The 26,070-nt window shown below is 67.7% G+C and carries 25 protein-coding genes and 1 tRNA gene; 12 read left to right on the top strand and 14 right to left on the bottom strand.

The annotated features are described in order from the left end of the window. Nucleotides 1-48 precede the first annotated feature (48 nt). Nucleotides 49-1,530 carry a flavin-containing monooxygenase gene (locus tag AD72_RS23855; protein WP_197285057.1) on the bottom strand — a complete coding sequence of 494 codons (1,482 nt, stop codon included), beginning with the start codon at nt 1,528-1,530 and terminating at the stop codon, nt 49-51. Nucleotides 1,531-1,692: 162 nt separating this feature from the next. Between AD72_RS23855 and AD72_RS23850 the strand changes: the two genes are divergently transcribed. The 3 genes from AD72_RS23850 (at nt 1,693) to AD72_RS23840 (ending at nt 5,110) form a co-directional block, all read left to right on the top strand. Further along, nucleotides 1,693-2,475 carry a polysaccharide deacetylase family protein gene (locus AD72_RS23850; RefSeq protein WP_231644945.1) on the top strand — a complete coding sequence of 261 codons (783 nt, stop codon included), beginning with the start codon at nt 1,693-1,695 and terminating at the stop codon, nt 2,473-2,475. 158 nt (nt 2,476-2,633) lie between these two features. Next, entirely contained in the window at nt 2,634-4,082 is a 1,449-nt protein-coding gene (locus AD72_RS23845; protein ID WP_037347153.1) for an amino acid permease, read from the top strand. Nucleotides 4,083-4,087: 5 nt separating this feature from the next. Continuing rightward, nucleotides 4,088-5,110 carry an LLM class flavin-dependent oxidoreductase gene (locus AD72_RS23840; protein WP_037347151.1) on the top strand — a complete coding sequence of 341 codons (1,023 nt, stop codon included), beginning with the start codon at nt 4,088-4,090 and terminating at the stop codon, nt 5,108-5,110. 3 nt (nt 5,111-5,113) lie between these two features. Here the strand turns inward: AD72_RS23840 and AD72_RS23835 are convergent, their stop codons facing one another. From AD72_RS23835 to AD72_RS23825, 3 genes are read right to left on the bottom strand one after another with little or no spacing between them, the layout of a single operon-like run. After that, complete coding sequence (locus tag AD72_RS23835; RefSeq protein WP_156365353.1) at nt 5,114-6,238, bottom strand: aromatic ring-hydroxylating oxygenase subunit alpha; 1,125 nt, start codon at nt 6,236-6,238, stop codon at nt 5,114-5,116. Between the two features lie 13 nt (nt 6,239-6,251). Next, on the bottom strand, nt 6,252-7,406 hold the full coding sequence (locus tag AD72_RS23830) for an NAD(P)/FAD-dependent oxidoreductase (RefSeq protein WP_031468793.1): 1,155 nt from the start codon (nt 7,404-7,406) through the stop codon (nt 6,252-6,254). Continuing rightward, nucleotides 7,406-7,750: a bifunctional 3-phenylpropionate/cinnamic acid dioxygenase ferredoxin subunit gene (locus tag AD72_RS23825; RefSeq protein ID WP_020497392.1), complete on the bottom strand. Its 345-nt coding sequence runs from the start codon at nt 7,748-7,750 to the stop codon at nt 7,406-7,408. Before AD72_RS23825 ends, AD72_RS23830 begins: the two co-directional genes overlap by 1 nt. Before the next feature lie 486 nt (nt 7,751-8,236). On the opposite strand from AD72_RS23825, the gene AD72_RS23820 reads away from it, so the two are divergent. Together AD72_RS23820 and AD72_RS23815 are read left to right on the top strand one after the other, a co-directional pair. Continuing rightward, nucleotides 8,237-10,669 carry a GcvT family protein gene (locus AD72_RS23820; RefSeq protein WP_031468792.1) on the top strand — a complete coding sequence of 811 codons (2,433 nt, stop codon included), beginning with the start codon at nt 8,237-8,239 and terminating at the stop codon, nt 10,667-10,669. Between the two features lie 40 nt (nt 10,670-10,709). After that, entirely contained in the window at nt 10,710-11,426 is a 717-nt protein-coding gene (locus AD72_RS23815; RefSeq protein ID WP_031468791.1) for an aminoglycoside 3'-phosphotransferase, read from the top strand. Nucleotides 11,427-11,472: 46 nt separating this feature from the next. Here the strand turns inward: AD72_RS23815 and AD72_RS23810 are convergent, their stop codons facing one another. Next, entirely contained in the window at nt 11,473-12,234 is a 762-nt protein-coding gene (locus AD72_RS23810; protein WP_031468790.1) for a MerR family transcriptional regulator, read from the bottom strand. Between the two features lie 94 nt (nt 12,235-12,328). After that, nucleotides 12,329-12,862 carry a hypothetical protein gene (locus AD72_RS23805; RefSeq protein ID WP_031468789.1) on the bottom strand — a complete coding sequence of 178 codons (534 nt, stop codon included), beginning with the start codon at nt 12,860-12,862 and terminating at the stop codon, nt 12,329-12,331. A gap of 47 nt (nt 12,863-12,909) precedes the next feature. On the opposite strand from AD72_RS23805, the gene AD72_RS23800 reads away from it, so the two are divergent. Then, a complete protein-coding gene (locus AD72_RS23800; protein ID WP_051898937.1) occupies nt 12,910-13,479 on the top strand; it encodes a TetR/AcrR family transcriptional regulator in 570 nt (189 codons plus the stop codon). On the opposite strand, the gene purU is transcribed toward AD72_RS23800, so the two are convergent. Genes purU through AD72_RS23775 form a run of 5 tightly spaced genes read right to left on the bottom strand, consistent with a single transcriptional unit; the run spans nt 13,476 to nt 19,248 of the window. Continuing rightward, nucleotides 13,476-14,330: a formyltetrahydrofolate deformylase gene (purU, locus tag AD72_RS23795; protein WP_031468787.1), complete on the bottom strand. Its 855-nt coding sequence runs from the start codon at nt 14,328-14,330 to the stop codon at nt 13,476-13,478. The two genes, AD72_RS23800 and purU, sit on opposite strands and share 4 nt — an antisense overlap. Nucleotides 14,331-14,333: 3 nt before the next feature. Next, on the bottom strand, nt 14,334-14,906 hold the full coding sequence (locus AD72_RS23790) for a sarcosine oxidase subunit gamma (protein ID WP_031468786.1): 573 nt from the start codon (nt 14,904-14,906) through the stop codon (nt 14,334-14,336). Then, nucleotides 14,896-17,742: a 2Fe-2S iron-sulfur cluster-binding protein gene (locus AD72_RS23785; protein ID WP_031468785.1), complete on the bottom strand. Its 2,847-nt coding sequence runs from the start codon at nt 17,740-17,742 to the stop codon at nt 14,896-14,898. The genes AD72_RS23790 and AD72_RS23785 overlap by 11 nt, the downstream gene beginning before the upstream one ends. Further along, the gene (locus AD72_RS23780) at nt 17,739-18,011 is read right to left on the bottom strand and encodes a sarcosine oxidase subunit delta (protein ID WP_020497383.1); all 273 of its coding nucleotides are present in this window, start codon (nt 18,009-18,011) and stop codon (nt 17,739-17,741) included. Before AD72_RS23780 ends, AD72_RS23785 begins: the two co-directional genes overlap by 4 nt. 19 nt (nt 18,012-18,030) lie before the next feature. Beyond that, nucleotides 18,031-19,248: a sarcosine oxidase subunit beta family protein gene (locus AD72_RS23775; RefSeq protein ID WP_031468784.1), complete on the bottom strand. Its 1,218-nt coding sequence runs from the start codon at nt 19,246-19,248 to the stop codon at nt 18,031-18,033. Nucleotides 19,249-19,318: 70 nt separating this feature from the next. On the opposite strand from AD72_RS23775, the gene AD72_RS23770 reads away from it, so the two are divergent. After that, the gene (locus AD72_RS23770) at nt 19,319-19,972 is read left to right on the top strand and encodes a GntR family transcriptional regulator (protein WP_031468783.1); all 654 of its coding nucleotides are present in this window, start codon (nt 19,319-19,321) and stop codon (nt 19,970-19,972) included. 303 nt (nt 19,973-20,275) lie between these two features. After that, a complete protein-coding gene (gene rpmF, locus AD72_RS35905) occupies nt 20,276-20,452 on the top strand; it encodes a 50S ribosomal protein L32 (RefSeq protein WP_082469122.1) in 177 nt (58 codons plus the stop codon). Nucleotides 20,453-20,504: 52 nt separating this feature from the next. Here the strand turns inward: rpmF and AD72_RS36780 are convergent, their stop codons facing one another. Next, nucleotides 20,505-20,876 carry a hypothetical protein gene (locus tag AD72_RS36780; RefSeq protein WP_156365352.1) on the bottom strand — a complete coding sequence of 124 codons (372 nt, stop codon included), beginning with the start codon at nt 20,874-20,876 and terminating at the stop codon, nt 20,505-20,507. Nucleotides 20,877-20,953: 77 nt separating this feature from the next. Here AD72_RS36780 and AD72_RS23760 point away from each other — a divergent pair, with 77 nt between their 5' ends. Continuing rightward, nucleotides 20,954-21,502, top strand: coding sequence for a GtrA family protein (locus AD72_RS23760; RefSeq protein WP_051898936.1), 549 nt, complete (start codon nt 20,954-20,956; stop codon nt 21,500-21,502). 68 nt (nt 21,503-21,570) lie between these two features. Here AD72_RS23760 and AD72_RS23755 read toward each other — a convergent pair whose 3' ends face one another. Continuing rightward, complete coding sequence (locus AD72_RS23755) at nt 21,571-23,043, bottom strand: S10 family peptidase (RefSeq protein ID WP_031468780.1); 1,473 nt, start codon at nt 23,041-23,043, stop codon at nt 21,571-21,573. A 48-nt stretch (nt 23,044-23,091) separates the two neighbouring features. Here AD72_RS23755 and AD72_RS23750 point away from each other — a divergent pair, with 48 nt between their 5' ends. Continuing rightward, a complete protein-coding gene (locus tag AD72_RS23750; RefSeq protein ID WP_031468779.1) occupies nt 23,092-23,811 on the top strand; it encodes a uracil-DNA glycosylase in 720 nt (239 codons plus the stop codon). Here the strand turns inward: AD72_RS23750 and AD72_RS23745 are convergent. Next, nucleotides 23,808-24,371, bottom strand: a complete 564-nt coding sequence (locus AD72_RS23745) for a dihydrofolate reductase family protein (RefSeq protein WP_031468778.1) — start codon at nt 24,369-24,371, stop codon at nt 23,808-23,810. The two genes, AD72_RS23750 and AD72_RS23745, sit on opposite strands and share 4 nt — an antisense overlap. A gap of 251 nt (nt 24,372-24,622) precedes the next feature. Here AD72_RS23745 and AD72_RS23740 point away from each other — a divergent pair, with 251 nt between their 5' ends. Both AD72_RS23740 and AD72_RS23735 read left to right on the top strand, forming a co-directional pair. Beyond that, on the top strand, nt 24,623-25,948 hold the full coding sequence (locus tag AD72_RS23740) for an NAD(P)/FAD-dependent oxidoreductase (RefSeq protein WP_031468777.1): 1,326 nt from the start codon (nt 24,623-24,625) through the stop codon (nt 25,946-25,948). 43 nt (nt 25,949-25,991) lie between these two features. Beyond that, nucleotides 25,992-26,065: transfer RNA gene (locus tag AD72_RS23735), tRNA-Leu, on the top strand. Nucleotides 26,066-26,070: the final 5 nt, after the last annotated feature.

Raw genomic sequence — 26,070 nt, 5'->3', positions numbered from 1 at the left:
CTCCATCATGCTGTGCGAAGCGAGATTTTGCAGCAGGCCACGCCAAACTTACGGGCTGAATTCGTAATCGGCGAGGCTGAAATGCTTGCTGCGCCAGATCGACTCGTAGGTGGTTGTCGGGCGCAGAAACGGTGCGTCCCCGCGCGCGTCGAAGTAGTAGCTGTTCGCTCCGGCGCAGTTGTTGTGGAACACGCTGTGCCGCAATCGCCGCCGCATCGTGGCGAAATAGCGATCGTTGGCCTCGGCGCGCACGGTCACCCTGGTCGAGCCGTTTCCCCTGGCGTATTCGATACAGCGCAGGATGTGGTTGGTGACCGCCTCGATCAGCCCGAAATACGAGGCGCCGGTGAACGCGTACGGGCCGAACATCAGCCACAGATTCGGCGCCACCGGCAGCGAGGCGCCCTCGTAAGCCTGGTACCGGTGCTCGGCCCAGAAATCGGCGAGTTCGCCTCCTTCGCTGCCATAGACCGGAAAACTCGGGATGTTACCGCGTTCGGTGGTGAGGAATCCGGTGGCCAGAATCAGCACTTCGGCCCGGCGTTCGCGGCCGTCCCGGCCGAGTACCCCGTCCGCGGTGATTTTCCCGATCGGATCGGTGACCAGTTCGACGTGATTCTTGGTGAAGGCGCGCAGGTAGCTGTTCGACATGGACGGCCGCTTGCACCCGAATCCGTAGTCCGGGGTGAGTTTGCGGCGCAGTTCGGGATCCGGCACCTGGGCGCGCAGATGCATTTTGCAGATTCGTTCCGCGGTATGCGCGACGAAGGGCAGCCGGGTGTACTGCAGCGCGGCCACGGTGAACACCGCTTCCACGGCGAGCAGTGCTCCGGTGCGCACCGCGCGCTGGGCGGCGGGGACCCGGTCGAACAGGGTGCGCAGCGGGCGTGGGAATCGCGGATCGAGTTTGGGGAACACCCAGATCGGCGTGCGCTGATAGACGGTGAGCGAACGGGCCCGCCGCGCCACCTTCGGGATCAGCTGCAGCGCGGAGGCGCCGGTGCCGATCACCGCGACATCCTTGTCCGCGAGCTCCACATCCGGATCCCAGTCCGCGCTGTGCACCAGGGTGCCCGCATAGTCCTCGAGCCCGGGGATCTCCGGCGGTTTGGGGCGGGCGAGTACCCCGGTCGCCGGGATCAGGAACCGGGTGCGCAGCGTCTCGCCGTCGGCCAGTTCGACCAGCCAGGTGTCCCGGTCCTGTTCGAACCGCGCCGCGGTGACCCGAGCCCCGAACCGGATGCGCGGTTCGAGCCCGCACTCGGTGACGCATCGCTCGGCGTAGGCCCTGATCTCGTGCCCAGGGGGAAAGGCCCGGCTGAACTTCGGGGCCGGGGCCCAGGACCAGGGATAGGAGTAGACCAGCGGGGTGTCAACGGCGACCCCGGGGTAGGTGTTGTCCCGCCAGGTCCCGCCGATCTCGGTATCCGATTCGAGGATCAGGAAGTCCTCGATCCCGGCCGCGGCGAGCCGCATGCCCATTCCGATTCCGGAGAATCCGGCGCCGACGATGATGATCTCGTGGTCCACGCTGACCACCTCCGCGAATCAGGCTAACGCAATAACCTACTTCTGAGTAGGATCATGTCCTTGGGGAGTCCCAATCGAGTCAATGCGTGCGAATTCGGGCGCCTCTACCTGCATCGATAGGCTGTGCGGTTGGAGTCGTGAATCCTTGGGAGGGGAATTCTGATGCTCGATCGAGTGGGCTGTAGACGGCCGAGAACGAGCGCGGCCATCGCGGTCGCGGTGCTGTGCGGAGTGCTCGCCGCCGGGTGCGGTGGTTCGAGCCCCGGTCCCGATCCACAGGGGCGACCGGCCCCCTCGATGAGCGAACCGGTGATCCCGCCACCCAAGGCCCTGTTGAGCAGTTCCACGAGCACCGAGCACAAGGGCGGCAAATGGGCCGCGCTGACCTTCGACGACGGGCCGAACGGCAACTACACCCGCGAGGTGCTCGAGGTACTGAAGAAATACAACGTCAAGGCCACCTTCTGCATGATCGGCAAGCAGGCGGCGAACCAGCCCAGGGTGGTCGCCGAGGTGGCCGCCGCCGGGATGCGGCTCTGCGATCACACCCTCGACCACGACGAGCACCTGCCCGGCAAGAAGCTCACCGCGATCGATCACCAGGTCGTCGGCGGGGCCGCGGCGATCGCGCGCGCCGCGGGCCCGAACGCGCAGGTGCTCTACTACCGCGCGCCGGGCGGGAAGTGGAACCAGACCATTCGCCGGGTCGCCGCGGGGCACGATCTGCGCTCGCTCGCGTGGACCGTGGACACCGCCGACTGGAAACGTCCCGGGGTGCCCGCGATCCTGGCCAAGGTGCGCCGTGAGCTCAAGCCGGGCGGGGTGATCCTGATGCACGACGGTGGCGGGAACCGCGCGCAGACCGTCGCCGCGCTGCGCCAGCTCATCCCGAAGCTGCTCGCCGAAGGCTGGCATTTCGACTTCCCGAGCCGCACCGCAGTGTGAAGTTCGCGAAAAAACTGGGCACCCAACCGGTCTTGACCGAAGTTTTTCGCGTCAATACTGTCCCTCTCGACAAGTTCTGTTTCGGACGACGAGGTCTGTGGTAGAGGGTGATTCCGCTGGCCCGGCCTGCTGTCGACACGGAGGAAGGGGCAACGCGGATGCCGTCCAGCCTGACCTGGCAGCGGATGACCCGGCGAAAATCGGTCGAGACCCTGCTGGCGGAGTCCGGCTCGGAGGACGACTCGGGTGCCCTCGACCGCTCGGTCGGGCTCGGCAAACTCACCATGGTCGGGGTCGGCTCGACGATCGGGACCGGGATCTTCGTGGTGCTCACCGAGGCGGTGCCGAAGGCCGGACCCGCGGTGATCCTCTCGTTCCTGATCGCCGGGATCACCGCGGCGCTCACCGCGCTGTGCTACGCGGAGATGGCCTCGCGCATTCCCGTCTCCGGGGCCTCGTACACCTACGCGTACGCGACCATGGGGGAGTTCGTCGCCTACATCATCGGCGCCTGCCTGCTACTGGAGTACGGGATCTGCTCGGGTGCGGTGGCCGTCGGCTGGGGGCAGTACCTCAACCAGTTCCTCACCGAGGCCTTCGGGACCGCGCTTCCCGCGGAGCTGAGCAGCGCACCGGCGCAGGGCGGCGTGGTGAACCTGCCCTCGGTGGTGCTCGTGCTCGGCTGCTGCCTGCTGCTGGTGCGCGGGGTCCGCGAGTCGGCCACCATGAACGCGATCACCGTGGTGCTCAAGCTCGCGGTCCTCGCGCTGTTCGTGTGCGTGGCCTTCACCGCGTTCAGCTCGCACAATCTGGCGCCGTTCGCCCCGCTCGGCATGGCCGGGATCGGTTCGGCCGGTTCGATGATCTTCTTCTCCTATATCGGCATCGACCTGGTGGCCACCGGGGGAGAGGAGGTACGCAATCCCAAGCGCACGGTCCCGCTGGCGATCGTGTTCTCGGTCATCGTGGTCACCGTGGTGTACGCGCTCGTCGCGCTGGCCGGGGTCGGTGCCCTTCCCTGGGGCGAGTTCGCGGGCACGAACGGCGACCTCGCCGGGATCATGCACGCGGTCACCGGGGCAGGCTGGCCCTCGCTGGTGATCGCGATCGGCGGGGTGATCTCCATCTTCGGGGTCACCCTGATCACCATCTACGGCCAGACGCGGGTGCTCTACTCGATGGGCCGGGACGGCATGCTTCCCGCGCGATTCCGTTCGGTGAGCCGGAAAACCCGCACTCCGGTGGCGAACACCTGGATCGTGTGCGTCTTCGTCGCCCTGCTCGCCGGGTTCGTCCCACTGTCCACTCTGGCCAATCTCACCAGTATGGGCACCCTGGTCGCGTTCATCGTGGTCTCGATCGGCGTGATCCAGTTGCGCCGCCGTGATCCGCGGCCCCCGCCGTTCCGGGTGCCCGGCTATCCGGTCACCCCGCTGCTGTCCATCGCCGCGTGCGTGTACCTGATCATCGGCCTGCCCACCGAGACCTACCTGCTGTTCGCCCTGTGGGTCGGCGCGGCGCTGATCTACTATTTCACCTACGGCGCCAAGCATTCGAGCCTGGAGAAGGCCGGAATGCCCGCCACGGTCCGCGAGGAGGTCGGCTGAGGCTCATGCTCACTTTCGGCGCCCCGGTCTCGGTGCACCCCGATGTCGATCCGCTCGAGGACATCCGCTGGGCGGACCGGCAACCGGGGATCGAGGCCGCCTGGTCCATCGATCATCTGCGCGGCTGGTATCCACGCGGAACCGCGCCGGGGGCGCTCGCCGATCCGCATCGCCTGCTGGACCCGTTCGCGGTCCTCGCGGCCGGAGCGACGGCGGCCGAACGCATCCGGCTCGGCGTCGCGGTCACCGATCCGTTGCGCCGCACCGGGGTGGCGCTCGCGCACGCCGCGAGCACGGTGAGCTGGCTCGGCGGGCGTGAGTTCGCGCTCGGCATCGGGGTCGGTGATCCCGGCCAGCTGCGCCCGTTCGAACTGCACTCGGGCACCTCGCGGACCGGGCGGCTGGGCTATATGCGCCCGATGCTGGACACGTTGAGCACCCTGCGCACCGATGGGCGGCTCGCGATCACCGAGACCGCCGGGTTCGGCCTGCACATCGCCGCGCACGGCCCCAGGATGCTGGAGCTGACCGCGCGGCACGCCGACGGCTGGCTGCCCACCAGCCTGCCCGCCGAGCACTACGCCGAACGGCTCGCCACGGTGCGCGCGCACGCCGAGGCGATCGGGCGGGATCCGGGAACGATTCGCCCGGAACTGTTCGTGTGGACCGCGCTCGCCCCGAGTGGCGCGGAAAGCCGGGCACTGCTGCGGCATCCGAGTGTGCGCGCGGTCGCCCTGTACCGGGGGCCGGAGGGGTTCGCCAGGCACGGTGCCGAATTCCCGCTCGAACAGGGCTACAACCCGGACGATGTCCCGCCGGAGCGGGCCACGGAACTGCTCGAGTCCATTCCGGATGCGGTGGTCGCCGATGCCGTGCTGCACGGCTCGCCGGAGCAGGTGCGCGAACAGTTGCACGCCTACGAACGAGCCGGATGCGAGCACGTCATCTGTTACGACATCGGACGGTTCGCCGACCCCGAGGGCACCGAGCGCTTCCGGGCCGGGATGCGCTCGGTGCTCGCGGCCTGAGGCCTACCCCGCCAGCTGCTTGCTGACCCACTCGTGGAAGGCGCCGATGTGGTGCTCACTGGGCACGAGCACGCCGCCGTTGCCATACGCACGGGAGGACATGGTCGGCTGGCAGCGTTCGCAGGCGTCGAAGTCCTGCTGGTTGACCCGGTGGAACAGTTCGAAGGACGCGCTCAGATCGGCCCCGGAATCGACGACCGAGCGATCGTAGAGCCAGTCGCATTCCACGATGGTGCGGTTCACGCTCACCGGGAACATCCGGTGCAGGATCACGTGATCGGGCACCAGGTTCAGGAAAACCTGCGGGTTCACCGTGATCGCGTAGTAGCGCCGGTCGTGGTCCTCGCCGACATCGGTGAGCCGGTCGAATCCCTCGCTTCCGTCCACGGTGAACCCGCCGACCTCCGCGCCGAATTCCGCGCCGTGCCCGACGTAGTACTGCGCGGCGTAGCCATCGGCGAATTCCGGCAGCACCTCGGTCAGTTCCGGGTGGATCGTGGCGCAGTGATAGCACTCCATGAAGTTCTCGATGATCAGTTTCCAGTTCGCGGCCACGTCATAGGTGATCCGCTTGCCGAGGGCGAGATCCTCGATGTGCCATTCCTCGACCGCGTTCTCATCGCCCATCCGCTCGGCGACCGCACCCATCACGGTCTCGCTGAACGATGGCGGTTCATCGGCGAGGCACACCCAGGCATAGCCCAGCCATTCCTGCAGGTGCACGCCGATGAGCCCGAACTCGGTGCGGTCGATATCGGCCATGCTCGACAGGTTCGGCGCCGCGACGAGTTTCCCGTCCAGCCCGTAGGTCCAGGCGTGATAGGGGCACTGCAGGGATCGGCGTACCTCCCCGGATTCCTCGGTGCACAGCTTCGCGCCCCGGTGCCGGCACACATTGAGGAAGGCGCGCAGCTTCTTGTCCCGGCCGCGCACCACGAGCACGCTTTCCCTGCCCACCTGGACATTGCGGAAGGAACCGGGATTGGGCAGATCCGCCGAACGGATCGCGCAGAACCAGTACTGTTCGAAAATTCGCGCTTGCTCCAGCGCGAAGGTCTCGCTTTCGGTGTACGAGTAGCCGGGCATCGTACGGATCAGGCTGGAGGGAAGCGCTGTGGAGGCGGTCATAGTCATAGGTCCTTCACGCGAGTGCGACGACGCTTGCTTGCTGGGTGCTGAGGTCTCGGCGCAGCCTGCCGAACTGCTTGGGATTGTTCACCGCGAGCACGGCGTGCAGTACGCCGTCGCGGGAATAGGTCGCGGCGAATTTCCCGCTCGCCGGGTCACCGTCGACGATCGAGACGGCATCGTCCTCGGCGCGCTGCCCGGCGAACTGCAGCCGCATGCCGTACTGATCGGACCAGAAGTAGGGGATGGCATCGCGAGGGGCGGGTGGCTCCGGGGTGCCGAGCAGGGTGCCCGCCGCTACGGCGGACTGGGTGATCGCGTTCGTCCAGTGCTCGATGCGCTGTACCCGCCCGGAGAACGGGCGGTGTGAGCTCGCGCAGTCGCCGACCGCGACCACCCCGGGAATCCCGGTGGCACACTGGGAATCGGTGACCACACCGCCGTCGATGCGCAGCCCGGAACCGGCGAGCCAGTCCACGTGCGGCCGCGCGCCGACTCCGGCGATGACCACATCCGAGGCGAGCACCCGCCCGTCGGCGAGCTCCACCTCGTGCTCGCCGACCGAACGCACCGCCGTATCGGCGATCAGCTCGACCCCGTTCGTGGCGTGCCAGCCCGCGCACACCGCGCCGAGTTCCGCGCCGAGCGGACCGGAAAGCGGGACCCGGGCGCGTTCCACGATCGTCACCGAGGCGCCGAGGTTCGCCGCCGTCGCCGCGATCTCCGCGCCGATGAACCCGGCGCCGATCAGCACGACCCGCGTGCCCGGCGTGATCCGCTCGCGCAGCGCCTTCGCATCCTCGATGGTGCGCAGCCCGAGCGCCCCGGGGAACGGGTTCGCCCCCGCCCCGGTGGCGAGCACGATCCCGTCCGCGCGGATCCGCGAGCCGTCCTCGAGTTCCACCGCGGTGTCCCCGGTGTCCAGCCGCACCGCGGTCTTCCCGAGCCGCCAGTCGAGTTCCAGACCATCGTCCTCGGGTTCACCGAGCCCGATGTCTGCCTCGTCCACCGTGCCTGCGAGGAATTCCTTGGACAGCGGCGGGCGGTCGTACGGCGCGGCCGATTCCGCGCCGATCAGGGTGACCGTTCCGTCGAATCCCTTGCGGCGCAAGGCTCGCGCGGTGTGCAGCCCGGCGAGGCTCGCGCCGACGACGGCGATCGAACGCATCAGGCGACCCCGATCTCCTCGCCGACCGGAAGCTCCGCGGGCGTCTCGTTGATCGCCACGTAGACGGTGCGATCCGAGACGATGACCTGGTGGGTGCGCACCGCCTTCTTCGCGGGCGGGCCGGATGGCATTCCGGTGCTCAGATCGAAGCAGGCCGCGTGCAGCGGGCATTCGACGCAGCCGTCCTCGACCCAGCCGTCGGCGAGCGAGGCGTCCTGGTGCGTGCAGGTGTCGTCGATGGCGTAGAGCGCGTCACCGGTGTTGAACACGGCGATCGGCACGTCGGCGTTGAACCGGAACGCTTCGCCTTCCGGGATGTCATCGATGGAACAAACCGAGATCATGGGTACCACCAGCTTCGGGGGCGTCGGGGCGGGTGATGTGTTGCTCAATAAGCAACGATCTGTGTGATACGGAACAAGGATGCCCGTACTAAGAAGTCGGTGTCAATGGGGTAACGGTCGGAATTTGGTGCGCATTACGCGTCACATTGCGTAATGCGAGACAGCCGGAGTACTCCGTTCGGGCGCATCGTGACGCGATGTAGCGCTCGAAGCGCAGCGTGTTCACTGAGTTGTGGGTGCTGGTGGGAGCGGCGGCGCTCGGGCGTGTCGATGCCCGATTCGGCCGCCGTGGCCGGATCGCCGGGCGGCCTCGGAGTCGAGTTCACCAAATGGACAAAGTTGTTAACGTTACCGTCTTGACACCTGGCGCTTTTCGTCGCCATCCTTGTTGCGTCTCGCGGGTCGCGTTGCGTATCGAGAGACTTTCATATTCTGCTCCCTGGGTTCCCCAATCGAATCGCTCGCCGGGCTTTCGGAGGTTGCGCCATGGCCGGAAAACGGGTCGTCATCATCGGTGCCGGTGTGGTCGGCGCCGCCCTCGCCGATGAACTCACCGCGCGCGGGTGGGATGAGGTGACCGTGGTGGACAAGGGCGCGCTGCCGACTCCAGGCGGTTCGAGCTCGCACGCGCCCGGGTTGGTGTTCCAGACCAACGGATCGCGCACCATGGCCGAACTCGCGCGCTACACGGTGGAGAAGTTCTCCGAGCTGCACACCGAAGAGGGGCCGTGTTTCCTCCCGGTCGGCGGGCTCGAGGTGGCGACCAGCCCGGAACGGCTCGCCGAACTGCACCGCAGGGCGGGCTGGAATGCCGCATGGGGAATCGACTGCGCGATCGTCTCCCCGCAGCGCTGCCAGGAACTGTGGCCGATGCTCGACGTGTCCAAGGTGTACGGCGGGCTGCACGTTCCCGGGGACGGGATCGCCAAGGCGGTCCGCGGGGTCACCGCGCAGCTCGACCGCGCCGTCGCACGTGGTGCCCGGCTGGTCGAGCGCACCGAAGTCCTGGATGTGCATACCGAGAACGGTGTGGTGACCGGGGTTTCCACCGATGCGGGCGAACTCGCCGCGGATGTCGTGGTGTGCTGCGCCGGGATCTGGGGCCCGAAGGTCGCCGCGATGGTCGGGCTCAGCCTTCCGCTCACTCCCTTGGCCCATCAGCTCGCGTGGACCAGCCAGGTTCCGGCCAACGCCGGGCAGCGGGACGAGGCGGTCCGGCCGATCCTGCGCAATCAGGACGGCGACCTGTACTACCGGGAACGGTTCGACGGCCTCGGTATCGGTTACTACGGGCACCGGCCGATGCCGGTCGCCCAGGAGGGCATCCTCAGCTGCACCGAGGCCGAGGTGATGCCGTCGGTGCACTCGTTCACCGAGGAGGATTTCGCGCCCGCGTGGGAAACCACGCGCGGACTGCTGCCCGCGACCGCCGAGGCGAAGATCGAGGAGGGGATCAACGGGTTGTTCTCGTTCACCCCGGACGATATGCCGCTGCTCGGCGAGGCCCCGGACGCGCGCGGGTTCTGGGTGGCCGAATCGGTGTGGGTCACGCAGTCGGCCGGGGTCGGGCTCGCCATGGCGGAATGGATCACCGAGGGCTATTGCTCCTCCTTCGATCTGCATTCCTGCGAGCTCACCCGGTTCGACGAGTATCAGCTCGCCCCCGACTACGTGCTCGCCCGCGACTGCCAGAACTTCGCCGAGGTCTACGACATCAAGCACCCGCTGCAGCCGATGGCCGAACCCCGGCCGCTGCGGGTCAGCCCGTTCCACGCCCGCCAGGAGGAACTGGGCGGCTACTTCCTCGAGGCGCACGGATTCGAGCGCCCGCAGTGGTACGAGGCGAACGCGAACCTCGTCGAGGGCCGCGATATCCCGGTGCCGAACGACTGGGCCGCCCGGTACTGGTCGCCGATCGTGGGCGCCGAGGCGCAGTACACCCGCGAACGTGTGGCCCTCTACGACATGACCGCACTGCGCCGGGTCATGGTCACCGGTCCGGGTTCCGCGGAATTCCTGCACTACATGGCGACCGGGAACGTGACCCGCTCGGTCGGCTCGGTCGGCTACAACCTGCTGCTCGACCGGGACGGCGGGATCCGCAGCGATGTCACCATCGCGCGGCTGGGCCGCGAGGAATTCCAGCTCGGCGTGAACGGGCACGCGGATGTGGACTGGCTGCGCGGCCACGCCCCGCAGGGAGTGTCCATTCAGGACATCACCTCCGGCACCTGCTGCCTCGGCCTGTGGGGGCCACTGGCCAGGGAGGTGCTGCAACCGCTCACCACAGCGGATTTCTCCCACGAGGGGCTGAAGTTCTTCCGCGGCAAGCGTGCCTACATCGGGAACGTCCCGGTGACCGCGCTGCGCCTTTCCTACGTCGGTGAACTCGGCTGGGAGCTTTACACCACCGCCGATCTGGGGCTCAAGCTCTGGGACACGCTGTGGGAGGCCGGCCGGGAACACGGCATCATCGCGGCCGGGCGCGGCGCGTTCAACAGCCTCCGCCTGGAGAAGGGGTACCGTTCCTTCGGCGGGGACATGGGCTACGAGCACGATCCCTGGGAAGCCGGGGTCGGATTCGCTGTCAAGGAAGCGAAGGCCGAGTTCTTCGGCAAGGACGCGGTGCTGGACCGCAAGGATCGGGTGACCCGGCGGCTGACCTGTCTGACCCTGGACGATCCGGTCGAGGTCGTCATGGGGCACGAGCCGGTGTTCCATGACGGATGCGCGGTCGGTTACGTGACCAGCGCGGCCTACGGGTACACCATCGGCCGCGGCATCGCCTATGCCTGGCTGCCCGCGAACCTCACCGAACCGGGCACCTCGCTGAGCATCCGCTACTTCGACCGGGATGTGGCCGCTACCGTGACCGAGGAGCCGCTGCTCGATCCGGAGATGAAGCGGATGCGCTGTTAAAGGGTTCGCGTGGGCACGGGGGTTCTGCGACCATGCGTGCGTGTCGGAGAACTCCCAGGTGCCCACCGAGCCGGTCGCCGTCCCGCCGGGGATCATCGCCCTGGTCGGTGCGCCGAGCGCGCTTCCGGTGTGGCGCAACGATCTCGGCGGCCTCACCTTCCGGATCGACGGGCAGCGGTATCTGAAATGGGCGCCCGCCGACGAACCCGAGCTCGATCTCGCGGGCGAGGCGAAGCGGATGACCTGGGCGCGGCAGTGGGTACGGGTTCCCCGGGTACTCGAGCAGGGCGCGGACACCGAAGGATCCTGGCTGATCACCGAGGCGATCGAGGGCCGGTCCGCGGTGGACCCGCGCTGGATCACCGAACCCGGGACCGCGTGCTTCGCGATCGGCAAGGGATTGCGGATGCTGCACGAGACGCTTCCGGTGCCCGAGTGCCCCTTCGACTGGAGCGTGGAATACCGGAAGCTCGCTGCCCGCGAGGAGATCGGGCCGCCGCCACCGGTCGATGCCGTGGTCTGCCACGGAGACGCGTGCGCCCCGAACACCCTGCTCGCCGAGGACGGCAGCGTCGCGGGACACGTGGACCTCGACGCGCTCGGGGTCGCCGACCGCTGGGCCGATCTCGCCGTCGCGGCCTGGAGCACCGAATGGAACTACGGTCCCGGATACGAGGACACCGTGTACCGCGGCTACGGCATCGAACCCGATCCGGAGCGGATCGCCTACTACCGCAGGCTGTGGGACATCACCTAGGGCGTGTCCGGCGCGGGAGCCGGGAGTCTGCAGCCTCCCGGCGTGGTCAGCTCAGCCGTGCGGCGGCGTACGCGGTCATCGCATCCCGCTGGTACTCGGCGAGCCCGGCGGCGATCTCGTCGTAGGCCGATTTCCACTGTGGGTCGTCGACGAGCTGCTGTCCCAGGTGCTCGTATGCGGCGGCAGTGGGTGTCCAGAATCGGCACATGCCCTGATAGTGCAAGTCGACCTCGGCCTGCACCGCCGGGGCGTCCACCGGTGTCCCGGCGGCCATGAGTTCTGCCATCCGGATCATCTGCGCGGTGGTTTCCCGCTGCATCCGCTCGTGGTCGGCTGGGGTGAGGCCGTCGGTGAACCGCTTCGACTCTTCCCATTGCCGTGGCCAGTTGTGGCGGGCCTCGGCCTCGTGCTGTGCACCGTCGAAACCCGCGAAGAGGTTCTCGGGTTTGTTGATCTTCGGCATGTCACTGCCGTCCTCTCTGCTCGTCAATTCCGCGATGGTTCGGGCGACCGTCTCGGTCAGGGTGGCGAGCCGCGCCTGTTCGGCGCACAATCGCGCGTAGTGCGCGCGCAGTGCGTCCACCTCGTCGGTCTGGTGATCCAGGACTTCGGCGATCTCGGTGAGTCCGAGGCCGAGTTCCCGCAGCACGAGAATCTGCTGTAACCGCAGCAGCTCGCTTTCCTGGTAGTAGCGATAGCCGTTGCTGCCGACCCATGCCGGGTGCAGGATCCCGATCTCGTCGTAGTGCCGCAGAGTCCGTGACGTCACACCGGACATCCGGGCGACGTCCGCGATCGACCAAGCCATGCCGGTCTCCTATCATCGCGCGGCCGGTCCGTCCGACCGCACAACCGACGATAGAAGTTGACGTTGCGGAAAGGTCAAGCGCTTGGGATATCAGCTAGCTCTGCATGTGGCCGAGGATCAGCTTCACCACCAAGAGTGGCGCGATCCAGGCCAGTGCCGCGGGGATCCCGGGCAGCAGCACGAAAACCGTGATCGCGATGCCCGCCGTCGCGAACCCGAGCGGTGCGCGCAGTTCGGCCGGGGCGAGCCCGGTGAGGACCGCGGCGGCCAGTGTCACCAGGTAGACGAGTGCCGCCGCCGTCCAGGTGAACCCGGGGAACAGCGCGGCGAGTACGAAGGGGTGAATGTGCACGGCGACGAACCCGATGTGCCGCAACGGTTTCCCGCTCGTGTGGAACCGCCGTTTCGCTGCCGGGGTCGCGTTCACCACCGCGCCGCCGAACAGATCGAAGCCGAGCACGAGTAAAACGATCAGCTGCACCGGCCCGTACTGCTCGGTCAGCCCGAGTGCGAGGCAGCCGAACAGGCCGATGGTGGCGGCCCCGTAGCTGACGGCGAGCTCCCCGCCGGATGCTCCGGGAGCGACGGTGAACGCGTTCAGCCGCCGGAGTGCGGTCGCTGCGGTCACGGAAAGCCTCCTGGGATCGTGGTGAATATTCAGTTACCATAGTAAACATGTATTCACCAGACGATCGAACCGCCAAGGCGGTGATCCGGGACACGGCCATCGAGCTGATCGGCCGCAGCGGGATGGAATCCGTTTCGCTCAAACAGATCGCCGAGGCGGCCGGGGTCTCCCAGGCGCTGATCATCAAGCACTACGGATCCCGGGAAGGACTGGTCACCGCGGCGAACGAACACGTACTCGGCCTGATGCGCGATGCCCTCGAAGCCGTGGCGCTCGGCGAACCGGGAGCGCCCCTTTCCGCGGTCCTCGAATCGCTGGACTCGCGCTACCTCGCCCGGCTGCTGCTGTCTCCCGGCGGGCACGGCCAGCTGATGTTCGCCGAACTCGCCGAGTACAGCCGTGCCCTGATCGCGCGGTTGAGCGAGGAAGGCAAGATCGGTGAGGGGATCGACACCGAACGGCTGGCGCTGATCCTGCTCGCGCACGACCTGTCCAGCGTGCTGCTCCGGGACCGGATCACCGAGGCACTCGGCGAGGACCCGCTCGGTGCGGGCGGACTGGAGCACTGGATGGGGATCGCCGATGCGCTCTATCGCGGCCGGGCGCTGGAGCTCTAGGAGAACACCACGGTGCGCAGACCGTCGATCAGCACCCGGTGCTCCACGTGCGCCTGCACCGCCCTGGCGAGCGCGAGCCGTTCGGCGTCCCGGCCCACCACGACCAGTTCCTCCGGGGTGGACACGTGGTCGACCCGGATCACCTCCTGGTCGATGATCGGCCCCTCGTCCAGATCCGGGGTGACATAGTGTGCGGTCGCCCCGACGAGTTTGACTCCGCGATCGTAGGCCTGGTGGTACGGTTTGGCGCCCTTGAAGCTGGGCAGGAAGGAGTGGTGGATGTTGATGACCCGCCCTTCGAGCAGCTTGCACATCTCATCGGAGAGCACCTGCATGTAGCGGGCGAGCACGGTGAGGTCGATGCGGTATTCCTGGATGAGCGAATACAGTTCGGCCTCGGCCTGTGGTTTGTTGTCCTTGGTGACCGGGATGTGGATGAACGGGATCCCATAGGACTCCACCAGCCGCTGGAAATCCCGGTGATTGGAGACGACGGCGGGAATGTCGATGCGCAGTTGCCCGGTGCTCCACCGGTAGAGCAGATCATTGAGGCAGTGCCCGTATTTCGAGACCATGAGCAGCACCCGGGAACGCTCGGTGCTCTCGTGCATGTCCCACTGCATCCCGTACCGCGCGGCGAGATCGGCGAATCCGGAGCGCAGCCCTTCGATGTGGATGTTCTCGTCCTTGCTGACGAACTGCATGCGCATGAACAGCCGGTCGGTGCGCGGTGAATCGAACTGCCGGTGCTCGACGATATCGCAGTTGTGCTCGACGAGATATCCGGTGACCGCGTGCACGATTCCCGGTTGTTCGGCGCAGGTCAGGGTGAGTACGAATCCGTTGTCCACGCCTCACCACCTGCTCGCGGCCGCGTCGAGCAGCCAGTCGGCGAGGTAGTCCGCGAACGAGGCGCGCACCAGGATCCGGTAGTCCGGCGTGTTCCCGTACTGCCACAACAGAACCTGGGTCTTGCCGATCAGGGTCTGCGCGCAGTGCCCCTCGCCGAAGACGCGCGGATGCAGGTCGAGCGCGCAGCCCTTGGCGAGCACCTCGCGCGCCCGGGCCCCGCTGATCTCGATCGTGGTGCGGTTCGCGGACAGATCGAGCACCGAACCGCTGACCGTGCCCAGTGCCTCGGTGGCCAGTTCGATGATCCGCGACGCGTCCCCGTCCGCGCCGTAGATCAGCCACTCGTCCGGTCCGAGCCACACGGCCGCGCGTTCGCCGCCGCTGCACACGGTGTTCGGCACCACGGGAAGGGGCACGCCGAGCGCGATCCCGATCGCGTCCGCCGCCGCGCTCGCCGAGTCGACGCGCACGTTCACCATGGTGCGGAATCCGGCCTCGCGGATGTCCATGCCCGAGGCGGCGAACTCGGCCTCGCGTTCGCCGAGCGGACTGGTTCGCAGCAGGCTAGCCGTCACGGCGGGCTCCTTCCTTGTCGTAGAAGATCGGTTCGGTGACGGTGGCCGAGACCAGCCGGTCGCCGATCGGGGTGCGCACGGTCTGTCCGATGCGTTCGCGCCCGGAGCGCAGCAGGGCGAGTGCGAAGGTCCTGCCCAGTGCCGCGCTGTGGTAGCTGGAGGTCACGTGGCCGAGCATGGGAACCGGGGCCACTTCCGGGGTGACCGGGGTGTGTTCGCCGATCAGCTGGGAGCCCTCCGGGATCAGCGTCCCGTGTTCCTCGGGCAGCAGGCCGACGAGCTGTTTGCGGTCGGCGCGCGCGGTGTCCGGGCGGGAGAGCGAGCGTTTGCCGACGAAGTCCTTGCGTTTGGAGACGATCCAGTCCATGCCGAGATCGATCGGGGTGACCGTGCCGTCGGTGTCCTGGCCGACGATCGGGAACCCTTTCTCCGCGCGCAGCACGTGCATGGTTTCCGTGCCGTACGGGGTGATCCCGAATTCGGCACCCGCACGCTCGATCTCCCGCCAGGTCGCGAGCCCGTGCCAGTTGGCCACGTTCACCTCATAGGCGAGTTCCCCGGAGAACGATACCCGCACGATGCGCGCGGGGATTCCGTTGCTCAGCACGGTTTCCCGCACGGTCATGAACGGGAAGTCGGCGTTCGACACGGCCAGCTCCGGTGCGATCGCGCCGATGACCTCCCGGGAACGCGGGCCGACGACGGCCACCGTTGACCACTGCTCGGTCACCGAGGTGGCCCAAACATCCAGTTCGGTCCACTCGGTCTGCAGCCATTCCTCGAACCAGTCGAGTACCCCGGCCGCGCCCCCGGTCGTGGTGGTGAGCGTGTAATGGTTCTCGGAAAGCCGCAGTACCACCCCGTCGTCGAAGACCATGCCATCGCAGCCGCACATGATCCCGTACCGGGCGGAGCCGATCGCCAGCTTCTTGAAACCGTTGGTGTAGAGGCGGTTGAGGAATTCGCCCGCGTCCGGGCCGATCAGGTCGATCTTGCCGAGCGTCGAGGCGTCCATCATGGCGACCCCGGTGCGCGCGGCCGCGCATTCGCGCAGCACCGCCTCGTGCATGTCCTCGCCCTCGCGGGCATAGAACCACGGCCGCTTCCACTGGCCCACGTTCTCGAACTCGGCGCCCAGCTCCAGGTGCGCGGGATGAATCGGTGTGGTGCGCACCGGATCGAGCAGTTTCCCGGTGTCCCGCCCGGCGAGCAGTTCGAAGGAGACCGGGACCGCGGGTGCGCGGAACGAGGTGGTGCCGAGCGCGCCCGGCGATCCCATACCGCGCAACCAGGCCAGCACCCCGACCGCGGTGAGCCCGGAGGTCCTGCCCTGATCGGAACCGGTGCCGATCGTGGTGTATCGCTTGATGTGTTCCGGGGAGCGCATGCCCGCTCCGCAGGCGCGCGCGATGTCGGCGACCGTGGCATCCCGCTGCAGATCGACGAAGTGCTCGCGCCATTCGGCCGGTTTCCCGGTCTCGGCAGGCACGATCCACACCGGACGTTGCTCGGTCTCCACCCGGGTGGCACGTTCGGAGATCCACGGCCGCAGCGGCGAATCCGGCGCCGGGTAGCCGCAGCTCTCCGCCGCGCTCACCCCCGCGAACCGGCCGTCGGCCACGCAGCGGGCGAAGCCGTAGCGCCCGCGCGCCGCCCCGGCGATGTGCTGGCGCTGGCGGCTGTGCTCGGGAAGGAAGGCCGCGAGTGTCTCGTTCCACCGCAGCTTGCCGCCGGATTGGCTGAACAGTCCCACATCCGGGCTCCAGCCACCGGATACCGCGAGCAGATCGGCCCGGATGGTGCGCACCGTGCGGCGCGGCTGTTCGAACCGGACGACCCGTACCGCCTCCACGGAATCGGTGCCGGTTGCCTCGGCCACGACGCAGTCGGCGAGCACTTCGATGCCCGCCTGACAGGCCATCGCGGCGAGATCCTCCGGTGGTTCGGCGCGACTGTCCACAATGGCCCGCACACTGACCCCGGCCGCGGCGAGGTCGAGCGCGGCCTCGTAAGCGGTGTCGTTCGTGGTCGCGATGACCGCCTCGGAACCGGGAAGCACCGCGTACCGGTTCACGTAGGCGCGGGTGGCATCGGCGAGCATCACCCCGGGAAGGTCGTTGCCCGCGAACACGATCGGCCGCTCGTTCGCCCCGGTCGCGAGCACTACGTGATGCGCGCGGATCTTCCAGAGCCGTTGCCGGTCCAGGGTTTCCCCGCGTTCCACGGCGAGCAGGTAGTTCTCGTCGTAGTAACCGAATGCGGTGCACCGGGACACGACGGTCACCTCGGGCCGCGCGCGCAGCAGTTCGGCGGCGCCGCTCGCCCAGTCGAGCAGTTCCGTATCGGTGCCGCGCAGCAGTGCACCGCCGAGCTCGGGCTGATCATCGAGCAGCAGCACCCGCGCGTCACCCTCGGACGCGGCGAGCGCGGCGGCGAGACCGGTCGGCCCGCCGCCGATCACCAGGACATCGGTGTGCGCGAACCGGGTGTCCAGGTCCTTGGTCGCCGAGTTCGGTTCCAGCGCACCGATCCCGGAGAGGGTGTGCACCGCGAGGCCTTCGGTGAGTTCGACCGTGGTCGCCGGGAGCATGGGGGAGCTGCCGCGCCCCTCTACCCGTATGAGCGCGTTCGGTTCCTCGTTGCCCGCGCCGAAGATCCCGCGCGGCCGGGACCGGTAGAGCGAAGGGGCGACGGTGCGGATCCCGTTCGCGAGCATCGCCGAGGCCACCGTATCGCCCCGGTAACCGAGGATCTCGGTCCCGTCCACGGTGGCCCGCAGCGGTTCCGTGCGGTCGATCCGGCCGCCTTCGGGGAGCCGTTCACTGTTCGCCGTCATGCCGGTTGTCCTTCCCCGATCCGGTACACACCAAGGAATTCATTGGTCCGGGTGTCCCGGACCGCGTTGAACCACCGGCGACAGCCCGCCGCGTGCATCCAGCGCTCGGCGAACGGTCCCGCCGGATTGTCCCGGTAGAACAGGAATTCGGCCCATTCGGTGTCGCCGGTCTCGGCCGGAGCACTGGGATAGTCGACGTGCGCCTGTCCGCCGTAACGGAACTCGGTCTCCTCGCGCTGCCCGCACCACGGGCACTCGATCAGCAGCATCGGTACTCCTTCAAGCGGCCTAGTGCGCCACGCCCGCGGCGCCGTGTTCATCGATGAGCGCGCCCGTGGTGAACCGCTCGAGACCGTACGGTTCGGCGAGCGGGTGCGCCTTGCCCATGGCGATCGTGTGCGCGAACACCGAGCCGACCCCCGGTGTCGCCTTGAAGCCCCCGGTTCCCCAGCCGCAGTTGACGAACAGCCCTTCGAGCGGGCTGGGCCCGATGATCGGCGAGGCATCCGGGCAGACATCCACGATCCCGCCCCAGGTGCGCAACACGTGCGCGCCCGCGAAGATCGGGAACAGCTCGATCGCCGCGGCCATCTGGTGCTCGATGGTCTGCACCGATCCGCGCTGGGTGTAGGAGTTGTAGGCATCGATGCCCGCGCCGAGCACCAGCTCACCCTTGTGCGCCTGGCTGACGTAGACGTGCACGTGGTTGGACATCACCACCGTCGGGTGCACCGGTTCGAGCAGCTCGGAAACCAAGGCCTGCAAGGGATGGCTCTGCACCGGGAGCCGGAATCCGGCCGCTTCGGCGAGCACGCTCGAGTACCCGGCTGCGGCCATGCCGACCCGGCCCGCCCGGATCGGCCCGCGCTCGGTCTGCACTCCGACGACCCGGTCCCCGTCCTTGAGGAAACCGGTCACCTCGCAGTTCTGCACCAGATCGACGCCGAGCTGATCGCAGCGCCGGGCAAGCGCCCAGGCGACGTGGTCGTGCTTGGCGATCCCGGCGCGCGGTTGCCAGGTCGCGCCGAGCACCGGATACCGGGTGTCGCTCGAGGTGTTCAGGATCGGGCAGATCTTCGCGACCTCGTCCGGATCCACCCACTCCGCGTCCACCCCGTTCAGTTTGTTGGCCGAGACCCGGCGCACCGAATCTCGCACGTCCTGGAGCGAGTGCGCGAGGTTGAGCACCCCGCGCTGGCTGAACAGGAAGTCGTAGTCGAGCTCATCCGGCCAGCCCTCCCACAGCTTCAGCGCGTGCTCGTAGATGGCAGCACTCTCGTCCCACAGGTAGTTGGAACGGATGATCGTGGTGTTGCGCGCCATGTTGCCGCCGGCGAGCCAGCCCTTCTCCAGCACCGCGATGTTCCGGATGCCGTGTTCGCTCGCCAGGTAGTACGCCGTCGCGAGGCCGTGCCCGCCGCCGCCGATGATCACGACGTCGTACGAACGCTTCGGCTCGGGATTGCGCCAGAGTTTCGCGGGATGCTCGGGGAGTGTGTGCGCCACGACTGCCCTCCAGTCTGCTGAGCAATTGAACTGCAAACTGATATATCAGTCGTCGGCTACGATAGGGCGCATGGCTGGACGTGTCAATGCCGCCGATCAGGGCGCACCGCTGCTCGCGGAGCGTGCCTACCTGGGGTTACGCGATATGATCGTCACCCTCCGGCTGCCGCCCGGGGCGCCGATCCACGAGGACCGGCTCTCCGCGGAGCTCGAGGTGGGGCGCACCCCGCTGCGCGATGCCGTCAAACGGCTCGAGGCCGAAACCCTCGTGGTGATCTATCCGCGCCGGGGCACCTTCGTCACCGAAGTCAACATCACCGACCACGGCCTGATCGCCGATGTGCGCCGCCAGCTGGAAGGGCACGCCGCCGCGCGGGCCGCCGAACTGGCCACCGAGGAACAGCGCCGCGCGATGCGCGCCCTGGTGACCAGCCTGCGTAAACAGCGCGGCGACAAGCAGCGCAGCATGCAACAGGACGCCGATGTACACCGGTGGGTTTACGAGAGCGCGCACAACCGGTATCTGGAAGCCACGCTGAGCCACTACTTCAATCTCTCGCTGCGCATCTGGTACCTGTTCCTCGACCGGCTGCCCGAGGCGGACCACACGGGCGAACACGTCCGGATGCTGCAGGCGATCATCGAAGGCGATGCCGAACAGGCGCGCAAGCTCGCGATCGCGCACGTGGACCAGTTCGAACAGTCCGTGCGCGACGTGCTCTGACTCTCCGCATCGCCGCGCGAAAAACCGGATGTGCGCGCCCGCGCCGCGCTGTTATCGTTCGCGCCGTGGCACCAGTGAGCTCTGCGACCCCGAAGGCGTCCTGAGGACCTTTCTGCGCCCTGCCGTGGTGCGGCAGGGCCGTCTCGGCATGCCCTGGTTGATCCACATTCCTGGAATTCCCGTTGCGCGCTTCCTGTTCCCGTGCACCCGCTGCACGCCTGCCGATCGTCCGCCCCGAAGTGGGCAGGGATCCGCCGCAGTCGGCCGCCGACCGAGCGAGACCGACGAGCCGAAAGGATCCCTATGTCCAGTTCCATGTTCCGGAAGAAATCCCGTGCGCGGGTGCGCAGGCATCGCGCGCGGTGGAAGGCGAAGGTCGCGGCACCGCAGCTGACGCGGTGCCCGGCCTGCGGCGCACCGACACCGGCACACCACGCCTGCCCGGCGTGCGGCGTGTACCGGGGCCGGTCGACCAGGTGAGTGAACGTGGTGGCCCGTCGGCAGCGGCGGGCCACCACGCCCGGGACGGTCGCTATCGCCCTTTGATCGGCCCGCCGAAACCGAACCGAACCGGAACATTCCGCACACATCGGGGCGGCTGGGCACCCGGGGAGATCAGCAGCCGCACCACGAAACCACGGCCGATCCTGGTGATCCCGAATGCGTGCACCCCGTCGCGTTCCGAATACCGCTGCTGCAGGGTTTCGAGCGCCCGCTTCGCCTGTGCGTAGCTTGCCGGGCCGCAGTGCGTCGCCCGTACCCGGCTCATCGGCGTCGGCGTGGGTAACGGTGAGACGCGCGCGGGTGTGGACGAGGAGGCCGGGGGAGCGGAGCGCCCCACGCCGCAACCGCAGAGCAGGACCGCGAGACAGGCGGCCGCCACGGCGAATCGCACGGGATTCATTCCCGCTTATCGCCGTCGCGGCCCGCTCGTTACACGACCGGATAACTCTGCCCACTCGTGCTGTTACGCTCCGCGCCATGGCGATTGTCCGTGGCGTGCTGGCCCGGCTGCCGAGATCATGGCGCGCGATGCTGCACCGGCACCGTGAGCTGGTGAAGTTCGCCGTGGTCGGTGGCGTCTGCTTCGTGCTCACCAACCTGGTCAACTATGGGTTGAAGTTCACCGTGCTCTCCGCGAAACCGGTCGTCGCGCTCGGTACCGCCGTACTGATCTCGACGGTCGTTTCCTATGTGCTGAGCCGGGAATGGTCGTTTCGCACCCGGGGCGGCCGCGAACGTTCCCATGAGGCCGCACTGTTCTTCTTGATCAGCGGCATCGGGATCGGTATCAATGCGCTCCCGCTCGCCGTTTCGCGATGGGTTCTCCACCTCGAGGTGCCCTATGTCGGCCTGTTCACCCAGGAGGCCGCCGATTTCGTCAGCGGCATCATCCTGGGAACCCTGATCACGACGGTATTCCGGTGGTGGGCGTTCACCCGCTGGGTTTTCCCGCGCTCCGATGCCCGGCAGCACGATTCGCGGCGCAATCGTGCACTGCCCGAGGATCACGAAAAGCACGCCGCCTGAACGGGCCGGTGGCGCATCGACGGTGACGGCACCGCCGATGCGCCGCCGTGGAATTCGAGCCCCGAAGATCAGCGGTTCGAGGCGTCCCGCACGAACTTGGCCAGATCCTTGGACTGCTGGAGCCTGCTCGGCTCGTGCACGTACATCATGTGGCCCGCCTCGTAGTAGGCGCGCTCGATGTTGTCGTGCAGGTGCTCGGGAATCTTGAGCTTGGCAAGGCAGTCCTCGGCCGCGTGGTGCGGGGTTGCCCCGTCGTAGTAGCCGAACGCGACGTGCACCTTGAGGAATTCGTTTCCGCGCATCGCGGAGGCGAGTTTGTCGGTCACCGTCGTGGACGCGTTCTCGAATTCCTTGTACGACCACTCCTGAATGACTTTCGGGTTGATGTATTCATACGGGAGGTCGTTCTCGTATTCGAGTTCGGCGCGCACATAGTGGTTGAAGGTCGCGGTGTAGGAACCGGCGATCTGCATGAACGGGTCGGCGGTGATCTGCTCGCCGATCCCGTCCACCGGGGAACCGGTGAACCGGCCGTCCATGCGTCCGATCGCCAATCCCTCGTCCCGCAACAGTTCGGCGAAGAAGTGCAGGTGTTCGATGCGCAGATTGCTGCGCTCGACGTAGTCCTCGCTGAGCCCGGTCAGCTCGGCGAGTTTGGCCACGGTCGCGGTGCGCTCCTGTTCGGAGAGGCGCGCGCCCTGGGCGAGGGCATACGGATAGTCGCGGTTGGCGAATTCCTCGGCCTCGGCGACGACCTCGGTGAGCGGGCGATCCCCGTGTTTGCCGTGATAATTCGCGATGGCCGCATAGGTGGGCAGGAAAAGGGCGTAGGGCCGGTCGTTTCCTTCAGAGAAGAACACGCTCCCCATGTCGATGACCGAGGAAAGCAGCATGATCCCGTTCAGGAAAAGGCCGTAGCGCTGTTGCAGATGTTCGGCGAGCGCGCCCGCGCGGATGGTGCCGTACGACTCGCCCGCGAGGAATTTCGGCGACATCCAGCGGCCGTTGCGGGAGGTCCACAACCGGATCACCTCGCCGATGGATTCCACATCGCCGGTGAAACCGTGGTAATCGCCCGGTTTGTTGCCCTTCGCCGCGCGTGAGTACCCCGTCGAGACCGGGTCGATGAACACCAGATCGGAGCTGGCGAGCAGGGTCTCGGGATTGTCCGCGAGCCGGTAGGGCGGCGGTTCGAGGGCTCCGGCGTCCCCGGAGACGACCCGGCGCGGTCCGAGCAGCCCCATGTGCAGCCACAGGCTGGCCGCGCCCGGTCCGCCGTTGAACGCGAAGGTGACCGGGCGGCTCCCCGGCTCTGCCCCGTCGAGGGTGTACGCGGTGAGGAACACCTCGGCCTTCGGCTTGACCCCGTCGACCTTGCCGTCCTCGAGCACCTCATCGCGCAGGACGAGCCTTCCGGTCGTCGCGGTGTAGTTCAGCTTCTTGCGCTTGACCGTGATCTGGTGGCTCGTGGTGACCAGATCGTCGGCCGGGGCCTCGGTTTCGGTCTTCTCCGCGGGTTTCTCGGTCTGCTCGTCTGCCATGCCCGTACCCTATTCGTTTTCCCGGCGGCGCGCGGGAGGATGACCGGCATGCGTACGCCGGAACGGATCGCCCCGGAGGCGGGTGGGCTCGCCGAGCTCGACTCCCTCCTCACCGAATGCCGTGCCTGCCCGCGGCTCGTCGCGTGGCGGGAGCACATCGCCGAGGTCAAGCGGGCCGCGTTCGCCGATCAGCGGTACTGGGGCCGACCGGTGCCCGGATTCGGCCCGCCGGACGCGCGGATCCTGATCATCGGGCTCGCCCCGGCCGCGCATGGCGCCAACCGGACCGGGCGGATGTTCACCGGGGACCGCTCCGGCGATGTGCTCTACGCGGCACTGCACGCCGAAGGCCTCGCCTCCCAGCCGCACGCGATCGCCGCCGACGACGGGCTTTCCCTGCGCCATACGCGGATCACCTCACCCGTGCACTGCGCGCCGCCGGAGAACAAGCCGACGACGGCCGAACGCGATACCTGCCGGCCGTGGCTGCACCGGGAACTCGAACTGCTCGCGCCCAGCCTGCGCGTGGTGCTCACCCTCGGCGCCTTCGGCTGGTCGTGCGCGCTCACCGAACTGGCCGGTGCGGGCTGGCCGGTGCCGAAACCCCGGCCCAAGTTCGCGCACGGGGCGAGCGCGAAGATCGGGGAGCTGACCCTGCTCGGCTGCTATCACGTGTCCCAGCAGAACACCTTCACCGGACGGCTCACCCCGGACATGGTCCGCGCGGTGCTGCGGGAGGCGAAGCGAGTGGCCGGAGTGGACGGTTAGCGCGTCACCCGGTGGCGGAGGTAGACGACCCCGGAGGTGAAGGTGCGGGTCTCGACGAGTTCGAGGTCCACCCGGTGCTCACGCTGGGGAAAGAACGGGATGCCACCGCCGACCAGCACCGGGTGGATCCGGACCCGGTACTCGTCGATCAGGCCCAGCCCAGCCGCTTCGGCGGCGAGGGTCGCGCCGCCGATGGCGATGTCGCCGTGCCCGGGCTCGGTGCGCAACCGTTCGAGCTCCCCGGCCACACCCCCGGAAGCCAGGCGGGCGTTGCCCCGTACCGCGGACAGGGTCCCGGAGAACACCACCTTGGGCAGCGCGGTCCAGAGCGCAGCCCATTCGAGCTGCGCCTCGTCGAGCTCGGTCTCCTGTTCGGCGGTCTCCCAGTACAGCATCGTCTCGTACAGCCGTCGTCCCAGCAGATAACCGCCGACCCCGCGGAGCTCCTCGAGGTGTGAGCGGAAGACCTCCTCGTCGGGTTCCGTCCAGTCGAAGCCGCCGTCGGGTCCGGCGATGCGGCCGTCGAGCGAGACGTTCATCGAACTGATCACGCTGCGCATCGGAAGTCCTCCTCGTCGAGTGGGTTCGACGGTGTGACCGCCGGATGTCGCGCGCGTCATCGGAGGCCGATCGGTTGACTCCGCGTGTCCGCCCGAATGCGGAAAAAACATCCATTACCGGATGGCCGTACCGGATCGTGCGACGGGTCGCTTGATCGGTTCCGCACACGATTCAGCGCAGGTCAGCGAGCCCGGTCACATTGCGGTGGGGTTGCGGTGAAGTCTTGGTCAAACAGTGAGACGATAGAGGCATGGCGAAAGGTAAGGAACAGCCGGCCAGGATAGTGATCCTCGGCGGCGGCTATGTCGGGTTATACACCGCTCTGCGCTTGCAGAAGAAGCTCCGTGCGAAGGAAGCCTCCGTCACGGTGATCGATCCGCAGCCGCACATGACCTACCTGCCGTTCCTTCCGGAGGCCGCAGCCGGCTCCATCGAACCGCGCCATGTCGTCGTTCCGCTGCGCCGGACGCTCAAGAGGTGTCACGTCGTGACGGCCTCGGTCACCAACATCGAGCACGCCAACCGCCGGGTGACCGTCGAAGCGGCCGACGGGCACGTCGAGGAGATCGGTTACGACTACCTGGTCGTCGCGCTCGGCTCGATCACCCGGCTGCTGCCCATTCCGGGCCTCGCGGAGCAGGGCATCGGCTGCAAGACCATCGGTGAAGCCATCTACCTGCGCAACCGCGTGCTGTCCCGGATGGACCTCGCCTCGTCCACGCTGGACCCGGAGGAGCGCAAGAAGCTGCTGACCTTCACCGTGGTCGGCGGCGGGTTCTCCGGTATCGAGACGCTGGCCGAGCTCGAGGACATGAGCCGGTACGCCACCAAGTACTACGAGAACATCGAGCCCTCGGACCTGCGCTGGGTGCTCGTCGAGGGTGCCGGGCGGATCATGCCCGAGGTACGCGAATCGCTCGGCGTGTGGACCGCGGAGCAGCTCGAGGCGCGCGGCATCGAGATCTACCTGGACACCCTCGCCAAGTCCTTCGAGAACGGTCACGTGCAGCTCTCGGACGGCACCGAGTTCGACTCGGACACCATCATCTGGACCGCGGGCGTCAAGGCGAACCCGGTGCTCGCCGCCTCCGATCTGCCCATCGACAAGCGCGGCCGGCTCAAGGTCAGCGCGGGCCTGCAGGTCGAGGGGCAGCCCATGGTGTTCAGCGCCGGCGACTGCGCCGCGGTTCCGGACCTTTCCAAGACCGCGGACGACCCGACCGCGACCTGCCCGCCGAACGCCCAGCACGCGGTGCGCCAGGCCAGGGTGCTCGGCAAGAACCTGCTCGCGGTGCTGCGCGGCGGCAAGCCGAAGGACTACTACCACAAGAACCTCGGTTCGGTGGCCTCGCTCGGCCTGCACAAGGGTGTCGCGGACGCGATGGGCATGAAGATCAAGGGCTTCTTCGCGTGGCTGTTCCACCGCGCGTACCACGTGATGATGATGCCGACCTTCTCGCGCAAGATCCAGATTCAGCTGGACTGGGCGATCAACGGCATCTTCCGCCGCGAGATCGTCTCCATGGGCCAGATCAACGAGCCCAAGAAGGCCTTCGAGAAGGCATCCAAGAGCTGACCCGGCCATGGCCGGAGGGGGCACGTCGCACTACGCTTGACGTGCCCCAGTAGCCCAACGGCAGAGGCAGGCGACTTAAAATCGCCACCGGTGCGGGTTCGAATCCCGTCTGGGGCACGGAA

The organism is Sciscionella sediminilitoris (assembly GCF_000737195.2).
In the GTDB taxonomy this organism is placed as follows: Bacteria; Actinomycetota; Actinomycetes; order Mycobacteriales; family Pseudonocardiaceae; genus Sciscionella; species Sciscionella sediminilitoris.
The sequence above is the reverse complement of the archived record's forward strand: the minus strand, read 5'-3'. Positions and strand labels throughout refer to the sequence as shown.

Coding starts and splice junctions, on each gene's coding strand:
- AD72_RS23850 (WP_231644945.1), top strand. CDS start 1,693: ATGCTCGATCGAGTGGGCTGTAGACGGCCGAGAACGAGCGCGGCCATC.
- AD72_RS23845 (WP_037347153.1), top strand. CDS start 2,634: ATGCCGTCCAGCCTGACCTGGCAGCGGATGACCCGGCGAAAATCGGTC.
- AD72_RS23840 (WP_037347151.1), top strand. CDS start 4,088: ATGCTCACTTTCGGCGCCCCGGTCTCGGTGCACCCCGATGTCGATCCG.
- AD72_RS23835 (WP_156365353.1), bottom strand. CDS start 6,238: ATGACCGCCTCCACAGCGCTTCCCTCCAGCCTGATCCGTACGATGCCC.
- AD72_RS23830 (WP_031468793.1), bottom strand. CDS start 7,406: ATGCGTTCGATCGCCGTCGTCGGCGCGAGCCTCGCCGGGCTGCACACC.
- AD72_RS23825 (WP_020497392.1), bottom strand. CDS start 7,750: ATGATCTCGGTTTGTTCCATCGATGACATCCCGGAAGGCGAAGCGTTC.
- AD72_RS23820 (WP_031468792.1), top strand. CDS start 8,237: ATGGCCGGAAAACGGGTCGTCATCATCGGTGCCGGTGTGGTCGGCGCC.
- AD72_RS23810 (WP_031468790.1), bottom strand. CDS start 12,234: ATGGCTTGGTCGATCGCGGACGTCGCCCGGATGTCCGGTGTGACGTCA.
- AD72_RS23800 (WP_051898937.1), top strand. CDS start 12,910: ATGTATTCACCAGACGATCGAACCGCCAAGGCGGTGATCCGGGACACG.
- AD72_RS23785 (WP_031468785.1), bottom strand. CDS start 17,742: ATGACGGCGAACAGTGAACGGCTCCCCGAAGGCGGCCGGATCGACCGC.
- AD72_RS23780 (WP_020497383.1), bottom strand. CDS start 18,011: ATGCTGCTGATCGAGTGCCCGTGGTGCGGGCAGCGCGAGGAGACCGAG.
- AD72_RS23770 (WP_031468783.1), top strand. CDS start 19,319: ATGGCTGGACGTGTCAATGCCGCCGATCAGGGCGCACCGCTGCTCGCG.
- rpmF (WP_082469122.1), top strand. CDS start 20,276: ATGTCCAGTTCCATGTTCCGGAAGAAATCCCGTGCGCGGGTGCGCAGG.
- AD72_RS36780 (WP_156365352.1), bottom strand. CDS start 20,876: ATGAATCCCGTGCGATTCGCCGTGGCGGCCGCCTGTCTCGCGGTCCTG.
- AD72_RS23760 (WP_051898936.1), top strand. CDS start 20,954: ATGGCGATTGTCCGTGGCGTGCTGGCCCGGCTGCCGAGATCATGGCGC.
- AD72_RS23755 (WP_031468780.1), bottom strand. CDS start 23,043: ATGGCAGACGAGCAGACCGAGAAACCCGCGGAGAAGACCGAAACCGAG.
- AD72_RS23750 (WP_031468779.1), top strand. CDS start 23,092: ATGCGTACGCCGGAACGGATCGCCCCGGAGGCGGGTGGGCTCGCCGAG.
- AD72_RS23745 (WP_031468778.1), bottom strand. CDS start 24,371: ATGCGCAGCGTGATCAGTTCGATGAACGTCTCGCTCGACGGCCGCATC.
- AD72_RS23740 (WP_031468777.1), top strand. CDS start 24,623: ATGGCGAAAGGTAAGGAACAGCCGGCCAGGATAGTGATCCTCGGCGGC.